Annotated in this window: 15 protein-coding genes and 1 pseudogene; 1 reads left to right on the top strand and 15 read right to left on the bottom strand. The window is 36.8% G+C overall.

The features are described from left to right. Window positions 1-532: 532 nt before the first annotated feature. From rpiB to dinB, 6 genes are all read right to left on the bottom strand, one after another. The gene (gene rpiB / locus A3I5_RS0105685) at window positions 533-979 is read right to left on the bottom strand and encodes a ribose 5-phosphate isomerase B (RefSeq protein ID WP_018373659.1); all 447 of its coding nucleotides are present in this window, start codon (window positions 977-979) and stop codon (window positions 533-535) included. Beyond that, window positions 976-1,623: a ribulose-phosphate 3-epimerase gene (locus A3I5_RS0105680; RefSeq protein WP_018373658.1), complete on the bottom strand. Its 648-nt coding sequence runs from the start codon at window positions 1,621-1,623 to the stop codon at window positions 976-978. Before A3I5_RS0105680 ends, rpiB begins: the two co-directional genes overlap by 4 nt. Before the next feature lie 65 nt (window positions 1,624-1,688). Further along, window positions 1,689-2,435 carry a DeoR/GlpR family DNA-binding transcription regulator gene (locus A3I5_RS0105675; RefSeq protein WP_026216951.1) on the bottom strand — a complete coding sequence of 249 codons (747 nt, stop codon included), beginning with the start codon at window positions 2,433-2,435 and terminating at the stop codon, window positions 1,689-1,691. A gap of 56 nt (window positions 2,436-2,491) precedes the next feature. Then, window positions 2,492-3,862: a PTS transporter subunit EIIC gene (locus tag A3I5_RS0105670; RefSeq protein WP_018373656.1), complete on the bottom strand. Its 1,371-nt coding sequence runs from the start codon at window positions 3,860-3,862 to the stop codon at window positions 2,492-2,494. 22 nt (window positions 3,863-3,884) lie between these two features. Continuing rightward, window positions 3,885-4,820, bottom strand: coding sequence for a sugar phosphate isomerase/epimerase family protein (locus A3I5_RS0105665; protein WP_018373655.1), 936 nt, complete (start codon window positions 4,818-4,820; stop codon window positions 3,885-3,887). Between the two features lie 302 nt (window positions 4,821-5,122). Next, window positions 5,123-6,205 carry a DNA polymerase IV gene (gene dinB / locus A3I5_RS0105660; RefSeq protein WP_018373654.1) on the bottom strand — a complete coding sequence of 361 codons (1,083 nt, stop codon included), beginning with the start codon at window positions 6,203-6,205 and terminating at the stop codon, window positions 5,123-5,125. 266 nt (window positions 6,206-6,471) lie between these two features. On the opposite strand from dinB, the gene pflB reads away from it, so the two are divergent. Continuing rightward, on the top strand, window positions 6,472-8,811 hold the full coding sequence (gene pflB / locus A3I5_RS0105655) for a formate C-acetyltransferase (protein WP_018373653.1): 2,340 nt from the start codon (window positions 6,472-6,474) through the stop codon (window positions 8,809-8,811). Between the two features lie 641 nt (window positions 8,812-9,452). Here the strand turns inward: pflB and tkt are convergent. From tkt to A3I5_RS11680, 9 genes and pseudogenes are all read right to left on the bottom strand, one after another. Then, window positions 9,453-11,438, bottom strand: coding sequence for a transketolase (tkt, locus tag A3I5_RS0105650; RefSeq protein WP_018373652.1), 1,986 nt, complete (start codon window positions 11,436-11,438; stop codon window positions 9,453-9,455). Between the two features lie 82 nt (window positions 11,439-11,520). Beyond that, entirely contained in the window at window positions 11,521-12,237 is a 717-nt protein-coding gene (locus A3I5_RS0105645; protein ID WP_018373651.1) for an HAD family hydrolase, read from the bottom strand. 87 nt (window positions 12,238-12,324) lie between these two features. Then, a pseudogene (locus A3I5_RS11685) lies at window positions 12,325-12,965 on the bottom strand (transaldolase family protein). Between the two features lie 225 nt (window positions 12,966-13,190). After that, the gene (locus A3I5_RS0105635; protein ID WP_018373650.1) at window positions 13,191-14,465 is read right to left on the bottom strand and encodes a class II D-tagatose-bisphosphate aldolase non-catalytic subunit; all 1,275 of its coding nucleotides are present in this window, start codon (window positions 14,463-14,465) and stop codon (window positions 13,191-13,193) included. 56 nt (window positions 14,466-14,521) lie between these two features. Beyond that, window positions 14,522-15,583: a PTS fructose transporter subunit IIC gene (locus A3I5_RS0105630; RefSeq protein ID WP_018373649.1), complete on the bottom strand. Its 1,062-nt coding sequence runs from the start codon at window positions 15,581-15,583 to the stop codon at window positions 14,522-14,524. A gap of 10 nt (window positions 15,584-15,593) precedes the next feature. Further along, complete coding sequence (locus A3I5_RS0105625) at window positions 15,594-15,911, bottom strand: PTS fructose transporter subunit IIB (RefSeq protein ID WP_018373648.1); 318 nt, start codon at window positions 15,909-15,911, stop codon at window positions 15,594-15,596. 21 nt (window positions 15,912-15,932) lie between these two features. Continuing rightward, window positions 15,933-16,391: a PTS sugar transporter subunit IIA gene (locus A3I5_RS0105620; protein WP_018373647.1), complete on the bottom strand. Its 459-nt coding sequence runs from the start codon at window positions 16,389-16,391 to the stop codon at window positions 15,933-15,935. Further along, window positions 16,378-16,779 carry a PTS sugar transporter subunit IIA gene (locus A3I5_RS12900; protein ID WP_018373646.1) on the bottom strand — a complete coding sequence of 134 codons (402 nt, stop codon included), beginning with the start codon at window positions 16,777-16,779 and terminating at the stop codon, window positions 16,378-16,380. Before A3I5_RS12900 ends, A3I5_RS0105620 begins: the two co-directional genes overlap by 14 nt. A gap of 69 nt (window positions 16,780-16,848) precedes the next feature. Next, a complete protein-coding gene (locus A3I5_RS11680) occupies window positions 16,849-18,258 on the bottom strand; it encodes a BglG family transcription antiterminator (protein ID WP_018373645.1) in 1,410 nt (469 codons plus the stop codon). Window positions 18,259-18,636 lie beyond the last annotated feature (378 nt).

Below are 18,636 nucleotides of genomic sequence, written 5' to 3'. Positions count from 1 at the left end.
CTAGATTTTACAGCCTCTTGGATTTTCTCATCAAGAAAAACTGGTTTTAAGTCATTAAAAAGAGATAGTACAAAAATAAAGACTCCTGAAAATTAGGCCGCTTATGTAAAAGAGACTAAAATCACAGAATTAGAAACCTTTTTATACATGATCTTCAACGATTACAAGTCTTTTAGGAGAGGTGAGGACGAAATTCTTATAGCTATCTAGCCTTGTCTCCTTCCAGAAGATAGTGAGTCAACCAATCCAATAGACTAGTTGAGCATGTTCACCCTGAAACAAAATAGTGACCGTGAAAATTTTTGAGGATACCTACTCTAGGATGGTTACAGCTATGAAGATAAAATCATTAGAACAAGATTGGGACAAGACTATCTTAAAATCAGAAGATCATCTAGCATGCCCTTCTGAACCACAGTTGTTCCGTTCTTGATTCAATTGATTATATTTCCATCTATATAGATATACTATTTTAATAGACTCCTTTTTTCTTTTTTAGATGTTAAAAATTTTTCTAATTCTTCCCCATTGACTATATCTCTTGTTCTATTTTTCCAATCATATCAACCCGAACTTTATGTCTACCAGCTTCGAATTCTGTTACCAACCAATTGTCAACAATCATCTTTGCCAATTCAATCCCAATAACCCTAGCTCCGAACGACAAAACATTGGTATCATTATGCTGTCTAGATAATTTGGCAGAATAAGGTTCACTGCAAATTACACAACGAATCCCCTTTACTTTATTCGCTGCAATACCGATTCCTACACCAGTTCCACATATAAGAATCCCTCTATCGACTTTGCCACTTGCGACAGCTTCTGCTACTTTCTTCCCAGATTCTGGATAATTAAATCGCTCAGTAGAATCTGTACCGTAATTTACAACTTCATAACCATACTTTTCTGTAATATACTCTGATATAACTTTTTTATATTCTACAGCAACATGATCGTTCCCAATTCCAATTCTCATAATATTTGTAACTCCTCTATCAATTGCTTGTAAGACCGATTCTTTCCAAATAAGGCACTCGTACCTAATACATACCCGTCACATCCTAAATTATCTAGTTCTTGTATTACCGCTGGGCTACAGGCACCATCAGCTATTATTTTGTAAGAATACTGATTCTTTAGTTCATTTAATTTTTTAATTTTTTCTTTTGTAAAGTCTAAAAACGCCTGGCCTGCAAACCCTGGATTTACAGTCATCACTAAGATATAATCTGCTAAGCCAATAACCTCCTTAATACTTTCAATACTTGTATCTGGATTAATGGCTAAACCAGATAATTTTCCTCTATTTTTAATATGCATCAACGTTTTAGAAATATATCGTTCGCTCTCTGGATGTACATAAAGTAAATCAGCTCCTGCATCAATAAATAAATCTATTTTACTCAGTGGATTTTCGATCATCAAATGACAATCTACTACTTTTTTAGTCAATCCTCTTATTGCTTTGACATCATTTAATCCCATTGTAAAATTAGGAACAAATACTCCATCCATAATATCGCAATGATACATAGTAACATTCGCTTCTTCCAAAGCAGATATTTCTTCTTGAAGACTTGAAAAATCTGCACACATTATACTTGGACACAATAATTTCATTTTCTCTCCTAAAATATATAAAAGCCCTAATAAAATATTAGAGCTTTTATACGACTAGATAATTTTTAGGATTCAGGACAAATAAGAGAAACGACCTTACCGAGTTTTTCATCATAACGATCTGAAATAACAGTAACATCTTTCAAATCAAATGCTTTTACATTAGATAGATTATGAAACTTTGAGCTGTCACTTAAAAGATAAACATGATCAGAGTGTTCTTTTACCAATCGTTTTTTATTCGCTTCAACAAGAGTTGGAGTTGTAACTCCGTATTTCTCATCAATCCCATTCACACCAAGAAATGATTTTGTAAAATATATATTTTTTAAATTTTCTTCAGTCAATGGACCACTGATGGAAGAAATCAATGCATTAAATTGTCCACCTAAAACAATTATCTCTGCCTGATTCTCTTCTGTTATGACAGAAAATATATCCGTATTGGTAGTATAGACAGTAATCCTTTTGCTCATAATCCGTCTGAACAGAGACGTACAACTTGAACCCGAATCCAAGTAAATGACATCTCCTGCTTGCACAAATTGAGCCGCCAACTCTGCGAGAATATCTTTTTCCTGGCTATGTAAAGTGTTCCTTTGAGAAATTGGAATCTCCCCTGTTGTTGACACCGCTTTTATTGCGCCTCCAGACAAGTAGTCAATTTTTCTCTTCTTTTCCAATTCCTTCAAGTCTCTCCGAAGTGTTGAGTCAGAAATCGTTGGAAAATGCTTTTGTAATTCTTCAATCTTTAAAATATCTGTATCTTTTAATAACTCTAATATTTTTTGTTGTCTTTCATATGGAATCATCATTCAGTATCCTCACTTCTCAATAATGATACCATATTACTTCCTTATTTTCATTATTAAGCTAATTTGTCATCTTTATTTGTAAAGATATATCCCAAAACAGCCCCTACAACAACCGAAAGTGCCAATCCGATTACACCATTTACAATATTCTTATTATCAATGATAAAAGAAGGAAATGTCGTCACACTACCAAATACAAAGGCATTCGTAACTACTTTCGTTAATCCAAGATAAGCACCACCTACTGCACCAGCAATGATTTGTGCCAAGAAAAGTTTTTTATTCTTAATTAGAAGCCCAAATAGAGTAGGCTCAATAATAGCTGAAAGTGCAATTGTAATTGCTCCAGTTAATGCAAAATTCTTAAGTTCTTTATTTTTAGATTTAAACCAAACTCCTAACGCTGTACCAATAACAGCAAAATTACATGCAAATGTTAGAGGACAAATATAGTCATAACCAACTTGAGAAATATTATTAATCATGATTGGATTGACAGCCCAGTGAATACCAAAACTTACTAGAACACTCCAACCACCACCAATAACTACACCCGTCAGCATACCGCTTCGCTCAATCAACCAGTTGACTCCATTTGCAATTAACTCTCCTCCATACACTCCCAAAGGACCAATCACAATTGTCGTTAATGGAACCATAACAAGTAAAGACACCAGTGGGATAATCACCAATTTTAGGGTTTCAGGCACATTTTTGTCTAACCATTTGTATAAGTAGGAATATGCCCATATTGCAAAGATAATCGGTACTACAGTAGAATTGTAATTCATCAATACAACTGGAATACCAAAGAAAGAACTCATCGCTCCATTCCCAGTCTCACCAAGCAATGCAAGGAAACTTGGATGAAGTAAAGCGCCTCCAATTAAAGCTGAAATATATGGACTAGCTCCAAAGCGTCGAGCAGATGAAAATGCGAGCAGAACTGGTAAGAAATAAAACACAGCCATTGATGCTGCAAATAAAATTGCATAAGTACCACTTGATTCTGAAATTACGCCTAATTGCACACACAAAATCAATAAGCCACGAAGAATACCTGAACCTGCCAAGGCTGGAAGTAATGGAGAAAAGATTCCTGAAATAGCCGAAAATACTTTACTCAGTACACTACCACCTTGATTCGTAGTATCCACAACGTCTCCTTCACTGCTTCCTTTCACCAGTATCTCAAACTCATCGTAAACATGTGGTACTTCAATACCAATTAAGATTTGATATTGGCCAGCAGTATTGATAACATTCACTACCCCTTCCACAGCTTTTACTGCTGCGTCATCTGCCTTCGAATCATCTTTTAAATTTAAACGTAGACGAGTGGCACAGTGTGTCATGCCTGCAATATTTTCCACACCACCAACATGCTCAAGGATTCCCTTAGCAGTTTTCTTGTAATCCGCCATATGTGTAACCTCGCTTTATTTTTTATTGATTTCCTTTTAGGAATGTTAACATTAGTTTACTGGCTGCAATCGCATCATTCGAATCAATAACAGATTGAATCTTATCCAATCCCACTGAATCAATCAACTGATTCATATGGTGAATCAGTTGAACATTCATTTCTGCTTCTTCAACAGCAGGTTCTATCACTGGGAACGTATCAAAATAAATCACCCCATCAAATTGATATTTTTTCAAATAGTAAAGCAACTCTAACATCTTAAATGGAGACGCTGTTCCAATCATCAATCCATCATCTGCTACACCATAGCCATCATTTGCATGAATCCCGTATAGCTGACCACGGCTAGCAAATATATCTGCCGCAAAAGCAGGATTTTCATGCTTCATCAACATGTGGCAATAATCCAACGTTACACCAATATTAGGACGATTGATTTCATGAAGAAGCATTCCAGTTACACCCATACTATCTACAAATGCATAGGCTCTCTCTTCGTAAGGTTTGTACTCAATACTGATTTTCAAATCAGGTGCATAATCACAAATTGTCTGATAAGCATTCACCAATTGATCCCATACTTTACGGTAGTTAATTTGAAAATTATAATCAAATCCATCAAACCCCAACCAAATTGTCAGCACTTTCCCACCTGCTTCTCGGCAATAGTCCGCCGCGTCCTTACAAAGTTGCAAGGCTTTATCAGCAATTTCAGGATCGGCATTTCCAAGTTCTCCATTTTTAAACTCACTACGGAAACGAAGTGCCAAACCATTCAATTTCAAATGATGTTTTCCTAATAGCTGCACCATGTCTTTGGGAGACAATGCCTGCACATGTTCTGGATAGTTTAAATCTACATAATCCATACCTGCGATTTCAAAATCTCGAAATGTTTTTTCAAGATCATATCCTTCAATTCTTAAGTACGAATTGATTCTTGTTGCTAATTTCATATTTTCCTCCTTTTTACAGCCTTATCTTATCACATCTCGAAATCGTTTTCAACACTTTTTGTCATTTTTTTTTATTTTTTTTCTTTTTTTGTCAAATTAATTCAATAAAAAGAAAAAAATAAATTAAAAAGCCTGAAACAGACAACCACGATAGATCACTGAAAAAGGCAACAATCTAAAAAATAATGTGAACAATATTGTTTGAAAATTTGAAATTAGCCACAAAAAAACAAATGATATGCAACCTTTTTGTTTCATATGATTGCTATCATTCGATTTTCTTTCTTAGTTTTTGACACATTTTACTTTTTCATCGGCTCCTTTTCTAAGCCCGTCACAGTGACACCTAGCAGCCTGATCCCCAGTTCTTTTTTCTCAAGGCTATCATAGATACTATGACTGACTTGCTCGATCTGATCTGTACTAGCAATGGGCTCAACTAGGGTTTTACGCTTGGTCAGGGTGAAAAAGTCTTCATAACGGAGCTTGAGGACAACGGTTTTTCCTTTCAAGGAATGCTTAGCAAGACTATCTGCCACACGTTGGCTGAGCTTGCTAAGCTCTTTTTTGACATCCTCATCACTATATAAGAGCTTACCATAGGTGCGCTCCTTGCCTAGCGACTTGCGAATCCGCTCTGTCTTGACAGGAGAGTTAGAGATTCCCCTAGCCTTGCGATAAAGATCGTAGCCAAAGCGTCCAAAGCGGTCAATCAAAACCATCTCAGGGATTTTCTGAAGATCAGCACCGCTATAAATCCCCATGGCATGAAGACGCTCAACTGACTTTTTGCCCACACCATGAAATTTTTCAATCGGAAGTTGAGCCAAGATAGCCATTGCTTCCTCAGGCAAAATAACCGTCAAACCATGAGGCTTTTGCATGTCAGAAGCAATCTTAGCCAAAAATTTGTTATAGGAGACCCCAGCTGAGGCTGTCAGACGCAGCTCCTCCCAGATGTCTCGCTGGATTAACTTGGCAATTTTAACAGCTGAAGAGGAGTCGATTTTATTGACCGTAACATCCAGATAAGCCTCATCAATAGACATCGGTTCTACCAAGTCCGTGTAACGCTGAAAGATCTCCCTGACCTGATGGCCAACCTGAACATATTTGTCATAATTACCAGAGATAAACACCCCTTGCGGGCAACGCTCATAAGCTTCTTTAGCAGACATGGCTGAGTGAATTCCAAATTCTCTAGCCTCATAGCTAGCCGTAGAAACCACTCCGCGTCCACCGGACTGTCTCGGATCTCGCGCGATGATGACTGGCTTTCCCTTTAATTTGGAGTTATCCCTTTGTTCAATAGCAGCAAAAAAGGCATCCATGTCGATATGAATAATCTTACGACTAGTATCATTGATCAAAGGGAATATCAACATCGTCCATCTCCTCCTTTTCCATTCTACATCAATTATACCCTATCTTGACAAAATTCTGTTGAATATTTTATGATTAAATTTATTGAATTATCTAACAAAATACTGTGATTTATTTAACATTGTTAATTTTGTATTTAACCTGATTAATTACAATTAGACCTTCTTCGAAAGAAAACGTTTACACCTCTCATTTCCTTGTGTAACCGATTTCTAAGTGATATAATTATAATTGTAAAAGCTATAAAAAAAAGAAAGAAGGAACTCAAATGTCAACAACAGTTAAAACAGCTAATGTGACAGAAGATGTTTTCGCACAAGCCTGGGAAGGCTTCAAAGGAAACGACTGGCAAGAAAAAGCTAGCGTATCTCGTTTCGTTCAAGCAAACTACACACCTTATGATGGCGATGAAAGCTTCCTTGCACCTGTAACTGAACGCTCTCTCAAAATCAAAAAAATCGTAGAAGAAACAAAAGCTCACTACGAAGCAACTCGTTTCCCTATGGACACAGATCGCGCAGCATCTATCGCTGATATTCCTGCGGGTTACATCTCTAAGGAAGACGAACTGATCTTCGGTCTTCAAAACGACGAACTCTTCAAACTTAGCTTCATGCCAAAAGGTGGTATCCGTATGGCAGAAACTACTTTGACTGAGAACGGCTACACTCCTAACGAAACCCTTCACGAAATTTACACAAAACATGTAACAACTGTTAACGACGGTATCTTCCGTGCATACACTTCAAACATCCGTCGTGCTCGTCACGCCCACACGGTAACTGGCCTTCCAGATGCTTACTCTCGTGGACGTATCATCGGTGTTTATGCTCGTCTTGCCCTCTACGGAGCAGACTACTTGATGGAAGAAAAAGTTGCTGACTGGAACGCAGTAACTGAAATCAATGAAGAAACGATTCGTCTTCGTGAAGAAATCAACCTTCAATACCAAGCATTGCAACAAGTTGTTCGCTTGGGTGACCTTTACGGTGTTGATGTTCGCAAACCAGCGATGAACACTAAAGAAGCTATCCAATGGGTAAACATTGCCTTTATGGCAGTATGTCGCGTTATCAACGGTGCTGCAACTTCACTTGGTCGTGTGCCAATCGTCCTTGACATTTATGCAGAACGTGACTTGGCTCGTGGAACATTTACTGAAAGCGAAATCCAAGAATTCGTTGATGACTTCGTTATGAAACTTCGTACAGTAAAATTTGCTCGTACAAAAGCCTACGATGCCCTCTACTCAGGTGACCCAACTTTCATCACCACTTCTATGGCAGGTATGGGAAATGACGGCCGCCATCGCGTAACCAAGATGGACTACCGTTTCTTGAACACACTTGACAACATCGGTAACTCCCCAGAACCAAACTTGACTGTTCTTTGGACTGATCAACTTCCTTACGCTTTCCGTCGCTACTGTATGGCAATGAGCCACAAGCACTCTTCTATCCAATACGAAGGTGTAACAACAATGGCGAAAGATGGCTACGGTGAAATGAGCTGTATCTCATGCTGTGTATCCCCACTTGACCCTGAAAATGAAGATGCACGTCACAACATCCAGTACTTCGGTGCTCGTGTAAACGTCTTGAAAGCCCTTCTTACAGGTATCAACGGTGGTTACGACGATGTTCACAAAGACTACAAAGTATTTGACATCGAGCCTGTTACAGATGAAATCCTTGACTTCGATACTGTTAAAGCAAACTTTGAAAAATCACTTGACTGGTTGACAGACACTTATGTAGATGCGCTTAACATCATCCACTACATGACAGACAAGTACAACTACGAAGCTGTTCAAATGGCCTTCTTGCCAACGAAACACCGTGCCAACATGGGATTCGGTATCTGTGGCTTCGCAAATACTGTAGATACATTGTCAGCAATCAAGTATGCAACCGTTAAGACAATTCGTGACGAAAACGGTTATGTTTACGACTATGAAACAACTGGTGACTACCCACGTTGGGGTGAAGACGATCCTCGTTCAAACGAATTGGCTGAATGGTTGATCGAAGCTTACACAACTCGTCTTCGCAGCCACAAACTTTACAAAGATGCTGAAGCTACTGTATCACTTCTTACCATCACTTCAAATGTGGCTTACTCTAAACAAACTGGTCACTCTCCAGTACACCGTGGTGTATTCTTGAACGAAGATGGTACGACAAACTTGTCACAGCTTGAGTTCTTCTCACCAGGTGCGAACCCATCTAACAAAGCTTCAGGTGGTTGGTTGCAAAACTTGAACTCACTTGCTAGCCTTGACTTTGCTTATGCAGCAGATGGTATTTCATTGACTACTCAAGTTTCACCAAAAGCTCTTGGTAAGACCTTCGATGAGCAAGTGAAAAACTTAGTAACTATTCTTGACGGTTACTTTGAAGGTGGAGGCCAACACGTTAACTTGAACGTTATGGACTTGAAAGATGTCTATGACAAGATCATGAACGGCGAAGACGTGATCGTTCGTATCTCAGGTTACTGTGTTAACACCAAGTACCTCACTAAAGAGCAAAAAACAGAGTTAACACAACGTGTCTTCCACGAAGTACTCTCACTTGATGACTCAGTTGATGAATTGGTCGGTAACTAATCTAACAGTAAGTTAAAAGCCTTGGTCCGTTGGACCGAGGCTTTTCTGGACTTAAAGGCTTACCACAGCTTCGCAGCTATCTATCTGGTAGTGTCTGTTACTAAGGTGTTGTCAAAAATACGGTTGGTCAATTAGAACGATAGAAGGTAACCGTACGATAACAAGGTATATAGCATGTTTCCCACTTCTCCAGTATATTATTGAACTGGAGGAACTTTGATGTCATCACCAGCCATTCGTTTCAGTGACTTAGCCCCAGTCTACCTTGTCTGCGGCAAGCAAGACAGATATGCGCCAAGGGATTGATTCAGAGAAATACATCACTTATCTTCTAGAAAAACTTCCCAATGAGGAAACCCTTACAAAAAGGGAGGTACTAGAATCCTATTTGCCACGGGCAGAATTCATACAAGAAAATTGTCGATAACGGAAAATCTTCAGAATCACACATGACTTTGGAGATTTTCATTTTATCTCGTTATTGAGCGGTTACATTCAACAATTCCTTTCTTTTGATAATCTTAGTATAAAGAGTTTTAATACCTTGTAACACAACACCTTTTCAGACAGGTAAATAAAATCCTTAAACAAAAGATTACATAAAAGAGAGTAGGACAGACCAGCCTCCAGTTAATTATTAATTACAAAGATTCGTAAAAATTTACAGCGTTATCAACTGTGAAGCCGTATTCTTCAAAGATTTTATTGCCTGGTGCAGATGCGCCCCAAGTATCGATTGTAAGAGTTTTACCTTGGAGACCAACGTATTTGCCCCAACCAAAGCTTGAACCAGCTTCGATAGCCAAACGTTTTGTGACGTTAGCTGGAAGAATGCTTTCTTTATAAGCAGCGTCTTGTTCGTCAAAGATGTTTTGTGCTGGCATTGAAACCACACGAACATGAACACCTTTTGCTTCCAAAGCAGCTTGCGTATCAAGTGCCAATTTCACTTCAGAACCTGTTGCAATAAGGATACCATCAAGGTCACCTTTAGCCTCTGAAAGGATGTAAGCACCTTTATTTACACCGTTTTCAGCCATTTCTTTAGTTCCTTCAAGAACAGGAAGATTTTGACGAGTTAGGATAAGCATTGTTGGACGGTCAGTTTCAGCAAGAGCACGTTTCCATGCAGCATTTGTTTCGTTACCGTCAGCAGGGCGGATAACGTTAAGGTTAGGCATAGAACGAACGCTAGCCAATTGTTCAACTGGTTCGTGAGTTGGTCCGTCTTCACCGACAGCGATTGAATCATGCGTCATGACATAAACCGTTGGTAATTGTTGAAGAGCAGCCATACGAACAGCTGGAAGAAGGTAGTTTGAGAATACGAAGAATGTACCACCGTAAACACGAGTACCACCGTGAAGGGCAATACCGTTCATGGCGGCTGCCATGGCAAATTCACGCACACCAAACCAAATATTGCGACCAAGGTAGTTGTCTGGTTGGAAATCAGATTCTACTTTGACCATTGTATTGTTTGATGCAGAAAGGTCAGCTGAACCACCCCAGAATGATGGCACTTGTGCTGAGATTTGTTGGATAGCTTGTTGACTTGATGAACGGCTAGCAAGGCTTGTACCAATTTCGAAATCTTCAAGTGTCACGTCAACTGGTTTGCTAGCGAATGCAGCTTTGTATTCGGCAGCTAATTCTGGGTAAGCAGCTTCGTATTCACGGAATTTAGTTTCCCATGCATTTTGAGCAGCTTCACCGCGGAATTTGATACCAACCTCAAAACATTTAGCCACTTCTTCTGGTACTGTGAATTCTGGATATTCCCAACCGTAAGATTTTTTAGCGTAAGCAATGCCATCAACGCCAAGAGGGGCACCGTGAACAGCTGATGTTCCTTGTTTTTCAGCACCGAAACCAATGATTGTTTTCACTTCGATAATAGATGGTTTTTCAGTTTCAGCTTTTGCTTCTTCGATAGCTTTAGCAATCGCTTCAAGGTCATTACCATCTTTAACCAAAATGTGTTGCCAACCGTAAGCTTCAAATTTACCTTTGATATCTTCTGTGAAAGCTTTTGATGTTGGACCGTCAAGTGAAATGTCGTTTGAATCGTAAAGAAGGACTAATTTGCCAAGCTTAAGATGTCCAGCAAGACTGGCAGCTTCTTGACTGACACCTTCCATCAAGCAACCGTCACCATGCAAAGCATAAGTGTAGTGGTCAACGATATTAAATCCTGGTTTGTTAAATTTAGCTGCTAAGTGAGCTTCTGCCATTGCCATACCAACAGCATTGGCAATCCCTTGCCCAAGAGGTCCAGTTGTAGCTTCAACACCGTCTGTATGATTGACTTCTGGGTGACCTGGTGTTTTTGAACCCCATTGACGGAAATTCTTCAAATCATCAATGCTAACATTGTAACCTGATAGATGAAGAAGGCTGTATAAAAGGGCAGAACCATGTCCTGCAGATAGTACAAAACGATCTCGGTTAGACCAAGAGCGGCTGGTCTTCGGATTAACATTCATTACATGATTCCAAAGAACATAAGCCATAGGTGCAGCTCCCATTGGAAGACCAGGGTGACCTGAATTAGCTGCCTGAATGGCATCAATTGAGAGCGTACGGACAGTATTGACTGCCAACTGATCAATAGCATCAAATGTCATGAGTGAAACCTTTCTATAAAAACAAATTAATTTTCTCAATACTATATAATACAAATATAAACACTAGCAAAAATAAGGGGATTCAATCACTTTGAAAAAGCTTTATGATTATTTGATACAGCTCACTATCATTCTTAACAATATAATCTGGTTTCAAAATACTATTAGGTATTGTAGAGCATCTTCGACTATACCAAATTGTACTCCAACTAGCCTTTTTTGCGCCAACAATATCATTAGCATAAGAATCTCCAACATAGTAGCAATTTTTGGGTAATAGTTTTGGAGACATCTTTTCTCTTGCTATATCAAATATCCTTAAGTCTGGTTTTGCTGTATTAAGCTCGGAAGAAATAAAAATATGTTCATCTGATATCCATTTCTCTAAACGTAATTGCTGAATTTTTTGCCTTTGATGTTCACTTGGACCATTAGTTATTATTCCTACTTTAATATCATTTTCAATTAACCAATAAAATAATTCTGACAATAAGCTAGGCAATGAGCACTCTTTTTGAAAATCTGAATAATCTTCTTGAAATATCATTGCAACATCATCAGAAATATAGTGTCCCAAACGTTTTAAGGCTTCCTTAATTCTAAAAATTTGCATTTCTCTCATTGATAATTTTCCAGATTCCGATAGTTCAAAGACCGAGTCACTCAATTCCCTGCTTAATTTATATAACTCTGCTACATCAATATCATCATAATTAAAGTTTTTCTCAAAAGCTTTTTGAAAAGGAATTAACTGGTCGTAAAGTGTATCATCAATATCAAAAAATATAGCTTTGTCCATAAATTATTTATCCTTCTTGTAAATAAAGGGAGCAAATAGACTAAATCTAATACTCCCAATACTATTTATAATTATCCTACTCAAATATTATTTGGGACGTTTAAATACTTCCCAGTCTTTCAGAAATTGAGAATACCACTTATTGTCAAAGGGGGCTTGGCCATTTTCTCAAAAACAGTATCTGGAATCGTCGCAATGTGAGCATCTCGTTTCGTAACAGTCTCAACATGAACTATACTACGAATACTTGCTGCAATGATTTCCGTATCAAAGCCATAAAAATCAATGAGTCCTCACAAATCTGAAATCAAATGATAATCATCTGTTCCGATATCTCCCAAGCGTTCGACAAAAGGACTAATAAAAGTTGCACCAGCTTTGGTAACCATGAGACCTTGAGATAGCATGAAAATGAGAGTGACATTGATTTTGATATGTTCTTTTGAAAGCACATTGACAGCTTTCAAACCTTTCATCGTCATCGGAATTTTGACCACAATACTATCCCCATTTGGCAATATCATGCGCTTCGACAATCATTTCTTCAGTTGTTACACCCGTAACTTCTGCTGAAACGGAAACATCAACAATCTGGCAAAATTCCTTAATAACTGTCCCAAAATCACGACCTTCACATGAAATAATCGTTGATTTGTCCTCACACCGTCCACGACGCCTAGTTTATTAATCGTTTTAATTGCCGAAACATCAGCTGTATCTAAGAAAATTTCATTGTATCACCACTTACTATTGAGGCTGGGACAGACCACCATGATGGCTTCCCTCACATCCCCAAAACATGTAACCGTTGAAGATTACGTATAAAAAGTAATCCCAATCTCCTATATTTTTAGATTTACTAGCAAGACGCAATAGTTAGAAGTAAGACTTGTTGGCCGTGCCAACTTAGCACAGGTCATTAGACGCTTTAGCGCCAATGAACTATTTATATATTACTTAAGAATATTTTTAATACGTGTCGTAACACCTTTTAAATTGTAACATTCAGCATAGTCACGAATTGGACGTTTAATATGGTTGATAACATAACGTTTACCATCAATGTTATATGCAGACAAATTTGCATAAAGCTTTTCAATTTCAGTCTTAACCTCATCATCGTTAAATGTATAGTGACCAGCAATATCCAAAATTTCTTCTTGTAAAGTTATATCACCATTTAAAATTTCTTCGACGGTTAGGTTCACTTGATCTCCAACCATCCATTTTCTCCAACGCTCACTTTCAATCGCTTTTACAAGTAGTGTTTCAGAGATCTTAGATGCTTCTTTTACAAGACCGTATTCTACAAGTTTTGCCTCTACTTTTGCTAAATTCAAATAAGCACGTGTTTCTTCTGTTCCATATTGTGGAGCCACATTTGTTGCTGTGATTGATGATGGAACATGTTCAAGCAGAGTTACATCATCAAGATAATCACCATTATGCTCTTTTAGCCCTACACCATATTTCTTAGCCATTTGTGCTAAATCATAAGCATTTTTGAAGTTAAAGTGACCAACTTGTTCAGTTTTACGTGTCAATGTACCTGTTTGACCTACGATGAACGTTGGCATTGGCAAGCCTCTTTTATCGAGTTCAACTTTAAGTCGTTTAATAAATGTTTCATAGGTTTCAGTTGATGTTAGACCACCGTTGGTTTCTTCTGTTCCGACTTCGTATCCAATTTCTGGTAAATAGCGTGTCTTACGTTCCTTTTCACAGAAATCAATTAAGTCAACTGTACGCTCTAAAACAGTGTCTAGTGGAATGACTTTACCAATTTCAAATGGATCTTTAGTTGGATCAATCATCAACAAGTCAAAACCCGCTTCAATATCACCAACATATGATTGGCGACCTAGTTCCATTGCTTCTTCCGTCGGTAAATGATCGTTGCGTTCCTTATCACGTTGCCATGGACCGCCATGGTCACGACAGAGATAATAAAGATTGTCATAGTGAATTTCTTCGGCAACTTCTTTTACAGCTTGTGCAAAGGTAAATTGATTCCAACCTTGAACATAACCACCTCCTAGTTCATCCAAATCAACTTGATTACGGCTTGCGATGAACATTACAGGATAGTCATCTTCTTGTGATAGTTCTAATGCTGCTTGAACACAGTTTTTCGACATAGGACCAATACCTAAAATAGTAGCAGATTCTCCTGTTTTTTGTAAATCTAAAAGTCCTTGAACAGCTGTTTTAATTGGAAGTTTAATCATAATAGTTTCTCCTTTAAGCAAATTTATTTAAAGTTTTGTAAGCGTTTTGATGGTAATTATTTAGATAGTTCATTATCATTATTAAGATTAGGTTTAGTAAAATGTATAATAACAACTGATACCAACGTGCCAATTAACATTGAAATACAATACCATAATTTACCATTAACAACTGGTAGAATAATTAATCCACCATGTGGTACCAACGCCTCGACACCATTAGCCATACCAATCGCTCCACCGACTGCACTACCTATGATAATAGCTGGTAAAACTCGCTTCATGTCTTTTACCGCAAAAGGAATGGCTCCTTCAGTAATACCAATTAGTCCCATAAAGAATGCAGAAATACCTAAATCTTGATCTTCCTTAGTATATTTTTTACGATCAATGAATGTTGAGGTGGCTACGGCTAACGGAGGAATGGCGACTGCAATGCGGTGAGCACCATTTGGCGAATAAACACCTTCTGCCATCAAGGCTAGCGTAAAAGCTGTTGCTGTTTTATTAATAGGTCCCCCCATATCAACCGCAGTCATCGCACCAATAATAAGTCCAAGTAAGATTGCACTTCCACCTTGTAGATTACTAAGTATATCAACTAACCAGTCCATAACCGCACCAATTGGTACAGAAATAACATATACGTACAGAACTCCCAAAACAAATGTTGTAATAATTGGCACAATCAAGATAGGCATTAGTGCTTTTACCGTAGCAGGGACTTTCCAGTTTTTGGTCCATTTAACAAAATAGCCAGTTAGTACCCCAAGTAGCATTGCACCAAGAAAACCAGTCTTTACTTGTGCTGAACCAATGGTATTATTAGCAACATAACCTAGGATCATACCAGGGGCAAGAGCTGGTTTTCCTGCAATTGAATACGCAATGTACCCCGCCAAAAGTGGTATCATCATTGCAAAACCTGCACTACCTAAATCATTCAAATCTTTCATAAACTGATTGGTTATTTCCATCCCCGAATCAGTAGGTGTACCAGTTGCAAGTGCAATTGCTAGAAATACACCACCTACAACTACTGATGGAAGCATGTATGAAACACCGGTATTAAAGGCTTTTTGAATTTCTTTCCAAATAATTTGTTTCTTTTTAACCATATCTTTTCTCCTAAATCAAAGTGATTGCCTCATCCAAAACTTTACTAGGATTTTTAATTACCTCACCAGGGTCAATATTTAGAACTAGACCCGCTTCTTCTTTTTCCTCGAATCGGTCAGCTCCTTCAATCTCTACTGCAATAGCTAAGATAACCACATCAGCAATATCTACAGTATCTTGTTCCAATTCATTTTCAATTCCCATGCCTCCCTGTGTTTCAACTTGATAGTCATACCCTCTTTTTTCACATTCTTTTTCAATAGCTTCTTGAGCCATATAAGTATGAGCAATCCCTGTTGGACACGCTGTAACTGCTACAATTTTCATATTCTGACTCCTTATATTTGTTTATACCTTAATTGAATTTAACAGCTCAAATACTTTATTAGCATCTTTAGTTGTTAATAATTGATTTCTAAAATCCTCATGTAGTAATTTTTTACTTACTTCAGAAATAAATTTTAGGTGTAGTTTTTCTGTACCTGTTTCAGGTACTCCTACTTGAAAAATAAGCTGCACTTCTTCCTCAAAACCTTCTGTCCATTTAAATTTATTTTTACTTCTAAAGAAAGCAATGAACGGATTTTTAACAATATCTGTTTTACCATGCGGAATAGCTATTCCATGTCCTATTGCGGTTGGAACCTCCTCCTCTCGCTTCATGACTGAGTCAACAAAAGCATTTTCATCGCTAAGATAGTTAATATCTTTAGCTTTCTTTGCAATCCGGTGAATAATCTCAGTTTTATTTACTAAATTTTCATCTAAAAATATTAAATCAGAGGTGATAATATTAGTTTTTACCATAAAGTATCTTGACAACCTCCTTATTACTTTTTTTGTTTTTTAATTTTTTTAATTCTTCTTTGTCATTGATAAAACGATAGATATTGGATACTATCTCTCTAGTCCATTCCATATCTTTTTTTGCAATGCCTACCAAAAATATAGTATCTACAAAACTTTCGTACCATTTAATTTTTGTTATAAGCGTAATCACTGCCACAAACGTTTTATTAACAAAACTCGGTTTCCCATGAGGAATCGCTACACCTAATGGAAACTCTGTACTCCCTAATCGCTCACGCTCCAGTAAGCTTTCAGAGAACTTATTTGTGACAAAACCTTCGTCTTCCAACTTTTTGCTCGTTTCAACTAATAAATCCTCTTTTGAATTGAAATGTTGATTTAACATAGGATAGTATATTGGAAAGTTCTTTTGACTAGAGCTACGAAATCGCATATAATCAACTTTTACTTGAGGTCAGTTCAAAAGAGATAGTAAAACTTCATTTGACGCAAAAGGTGAGATGTAATAAACATTTTCAGCGTTACTATTTGTCTTTAATGTAGTCAAAATAAGATCATATGTCGAAATATTTAGTTCATCTAATTCGTAAACTGAGGCCACCTTAATTTCATCTAATGAAGGTAAAATATTTTTGATTCTGGTAATTAATAATTCTGAAGTTATTATCCCCATTTGACACACAATTAAGATTTTTCTACTCTGTCCAATTTTTTCGAGAGATAACTGAAAATATATTGTTAAAAAAGCTATTTCATCCTCATTAAACGTTATTCCAATTTCCTGACTAAAGTCTTCCATAACTATCCATAAAACATTATAAGTAATAGAAAATTCAAGTTTTATTTGCTCTGTAAAAGGATTTTTTACAGGTGTATGCAACTTTAAACGATAAAGCATTGCTGGTATATGAATTTTTAGCTGTTCAATTAATTGTTTATCTTTCAAAAAGTCAACATCTAAGGAATTGGAAACTTTTTCAATTAATTTGATAACAACTCCATCATCAATCTGCTCTGTAGGAAATTGCTCAAACTTGTAGTTTAAAAGCATCTGTGACAAAAACTCTACATCTCCATTGGTATAATCAAATGATAATCTACTAGAAGTATTATGTAAAAGAGTAACTGCATTACTTACATAGAAAGAATGTTGATGTTTTTCAAATATATCCCTCCCTTCTCTAAAATGCTTTCCTTCAATTAATTGACTAACAAAAGAAATGAATATACTAAGGAAGTTTTCAGTGTAGATATCTGGTATAGTCATAATATTTTTTTTAATAAAAGTATAAAGCACATTTTTGCAAACACGAACAATATTTTCTGAATAATAGTGAGTTAAAATATCAATATCATTATTCTCCTCTTTTTTTTCTAATTCCGATGCATGTTCCATAACATACTGATTAAAATTAAAAAGAAGAGAAATCTTTTGGTTAAGATTTTTAGGACGAACTCTCGTTCCATTATGGTCACTATAAAACCTAAACTCAATGCCATTTGACAATATTTTTTCAATTTGTTTCAAATCATATTTGACAGAACTTTGACTGACAAAATATTTTTCAGAAAGCTGTTTTAGAGTTATAATTTTATTTTTCAAAAGTAGCTGTTCCATAATTTCTACTCTTCTTAATAAAATAGGATTTATTACTTCATACTTATCATTATAATCATCATTATCTAGCTTAATCCCTTCACCCCTTTTGGTTAGTATTTTTATTCCAGTATCTCTTAAAAATTTTATATCGGAATATAATGTTCTTTCCGAATAACCTAATTTTTTTGCTAGACTACTAATAGATTGATAAGAATTATCTTGTTTAAGCAACTCTAAAAGTTTTATTTGTCTATTTGTTGGCATTAACAAGACACCTCCTAAATATAAATTCAATAGCTATCTCATTTACACTTTCTATTGTAAGCGCTTTTTGTATTGAAGTAAATAACAAAAACTTTCAAAAAAATACTGAAAAGTTATCTTAAGTAAATTGTAACCGCCCAATATACCTCGTTATTGGGCGGTTACGATAGAAGTCTTTTTCGTTCATAATCAATTTCGAGCAGTCTCTTTCCTGAAAAGATTCAAAGAGAAGGAGCACCACAATACAACATTGCGATTTTGATAATCTTTCTTATTTCTACAATTATAGTCATTAAGTTTTAAAATAGTCTTCAAAACATTCGGAAATGCTAGAGAGTTTTCTTAACAGCTCTGTTATATGGTACTTCAAAACTGCCC

The organism is Streptococcus merionis DSM 19192, assembly GCF_000380085.1.
Classification (GTDB): Bacteria; Bacillota; Bacilli; order Lactobacillales; family Streptococcaceae; genus Streptococcus; species Streptococcus merionis.
The sequence above is the reverse complement of the archived record's forward strand: the minus strand, read 5'-3'. Positions and strand labels throughout refer to the sequence as shown.

What these genes read in the sequence shown, in the direction of transcription:
- rpiB (WP_018373659.1), bottom strand. Translation starts at nt 979, where the DNA reads ATGAGAATTGGAATTGGGAACGATCATGTTGCTGTAGAATATAAAAAA.
- A3I5_RS0105680 (WP_018373658.1), bottom strand. Translation starts at nt 1,623, where the DNA reads ATGAAATTATTGTGTCCAAGTATAATGTGTGCAGATTTTTCAAGTCTT.
- A3I5_RS0105675 (WP_026216951.1), bottom strand. Translation starts at nt 2,435, where the DNA reads ATGATTCCATATGAAAGACAACAAAAAATATTAGAGTTATTAAAAGAT.
- A3I5_RS0105670 (WP_018373656.1), bottom strand. Translation starts at nt 3,862, where the DNA reads ATGGCGGATTACAAGAAAACTGCTAAGGGAATCCTTGAGCATGTTGGT.
- A3I5_RS0105665 (WP_018373655.1), bottom strand. Translation starts at nt 4,820, where the DNA reads ATGAAATTAGCAACAAGAATCAATTCGTACTTAAGAATTGAAGGATAT.
- dinB (WP_018373654.1), bottom strand. Translation starts at nt 6,205, where the DNA reads ATGTTGATATTCCCTTTGATCAATGATACTAGTCGTAAGATTATTCAT.
- pflB (WP_018373653.1), top strand. Translation starts at nt 6,472, where the DNA reads ATGTCAACAACAGTTAAAACAGCTAATGTGACAGAAGATGTTTTCGCA.
- tkt (WP_018373652.1), bottom strand. Translation starts at nt 11,438, where the DNA reads ATGACATTTGATGCTATTGATCAGTTGGCAGTCAATACTGTCCGTACG.
- A3I5_RS0105645 (WP_018373651.1), bottom strand. Translation starts at nt 12,237, where the DNA reads ATGGACAAAGCTATATTTTTTGATATTGATGATACACTTTACGACCAG.
- A3I5_RS0105635 (WP_018373650.1), bottom strand. Translation starts at nt 14,465, where the DNA reads ATGATTAAACTTCCAATTAAAACAGCTGTTCAAGGACTTTTAGATTTA.
- A3I5_RS0105630 (WP_018373649.1), bottom strand. Translation starts at nt 15,583, where the DNA reads ATGGTTAAAAAGAAACAAATTATTTGGAAAGAAATTCAAAAAGCCTTT.
- A3I5_RS0105625 (WP_018373648.1), bottom strand. Translation starts at nt 15,911, where the DNA reads ATGAAAATTGTAGCAGTTACAGCGTGTCCAACAGGGATTGCTCATACT.
- A3I5_RS0105620 (WP_018373647.1), bottom strand. Translation starts at nt 16,391, where the DNA reads ATGGTAAAAACTAATATTATCACCTCTGATTTAATATTTTTAGATGAA.
- A3I5_RS12900 (WP_018373646.1), bottom strand. Translation starts at nt 16,779, where the DNA reads ATGTTAAATCAACATTTCAATTCAAAAGAGGATTTATTAGTTGAAACG.
- A3I5_RS11680 (WP_018373645.1), bottom strand. Translation starts at nt 18,258, where the DNA reads ATGCCAACAAATAGACAAATAAAACTTTTAGAGTTGCTTAAACAAGAT.